Annotated in this window: 1 protein-coding gene; it reads right to left on the minus strand. The window is 59.0% G+C overall.

All coding sequences use genetic code 11. The features are described from left to right. Window positions 1-54: 54 nt before the first annotated feature. Window positions 55-987 (minus strand): IS5 family transposase, encoded by a 933-nt coding sequence (locus BV911_RS18805; protein WP_086055052.1) that lies wholly within the window; start codon window positions 985-987, stop codon window positions 55-57. Window positions 988-1,050 lie beyond the last annotated feature (63 nt).

The following is a 1,050-nucleotide window of genomic DNA, read 5'->3' on the forward strand; positions in this document are numbered from 1 at the left end:
GGCGCTGTTGCGCAAAACTGAAACGGGCCGCATTCCCCCTTTCCCCAGACACACTTATCCTACGGATTTCGTGACGGGTATTCCGAGGGCCGTGAACCGGTTCAGCACGGCCGCTCGGATCTGAACCTCTGCCACTTGGCGATCAAAATCGCGGGCCATGAGGCTCTGACCGAGCCCCTTCACACAGTTCATCTTTGTCTCAGCGCGACTTCGTCGGTGGTATTTGGTCCACAGCCGCCAGAGTGAGCGACCGAGATATTTGGACGCCCGCAACGCTTCGTTGCGGGCCCTTGCTCCGGCGGAGGTCGGCTTCCAGGGCACAGCATTCTTGCGGGGTGGGATGATCGCGGCCGCGCCGCGCTCGGCGATGGCATTGTGGCATTTGCGTGTGTCATAGGCACCGTCGGCGGTGACGGTGGCGATCTCTTGGTTTGGGTCGATCTGGCCGAGAAGATCGGGCAGCATGGGTGCATCGCCGACATTGCTTGTGGTTACTTCGACAGCTCGGATTTCCAGTGTTTCTTCATCGATACCGAGGTGAATTTTCCGCCAGACCCGCCGTTTCGAGCCACCGTGCTTGCGTCTATGCCATTCGCCTTCCCCTTCAACCTTGATGCCGGTGGCATCAATCAAAAGGTGCAGCGGTCCCTTCGACCCGCGATAGGAGATCGCCACGTCTAGGGTCTTTTGCCGGCGGCTAAGAGTGCTGAAATCGGGCACAGACCAGTCGAGCCCAGCGAGCTTCAGCAGGCTGGCGACAAACCCGGTTGTCTGCCGAAGCGCCATGCCGAAGAGGACTTTGAGCGTGAGGCAGGCTTGTATCGCACCATCGCTATAAGTCGGTTGGCGGCCACGTTTTCCCGTGGGTTCCGCCTCCCAAACCATTGCCGGATCGAACCAGACAGTCAAAGAACCCCGCTGTTTCAGCGCGCGGTTATAGTCATGCCAATTCGTTGTCTTGTAGATCGTCTTCGCGGGTATGCTCATGCCCGCCAGCTAGCACATTGGATTCCCTTGGTGAATCCCAAGCACGATTTGCGCAACAAGGCC

This window comes from Pseudoruegeria sp. SK021, assembly GCF_002119405.1.
In the GTDB taxonomy this organism is placed as follows: domain Bacteria; phylum Pseudomonadota; class Alphaproteobacteria; order Rhodobacterales; family Rhodobacteraceae; genus Meridianimarinicoccus.

What these genes read in the sequence shown, in the direction of transcription:
- BV911_RS18805 (WP_086055052.1), bottom strand. Translation starts at nt 987, where the DNA reads ATGAGCATACCCGCGAAGACGATCTACAAGACAACGAATTGGCATGAC.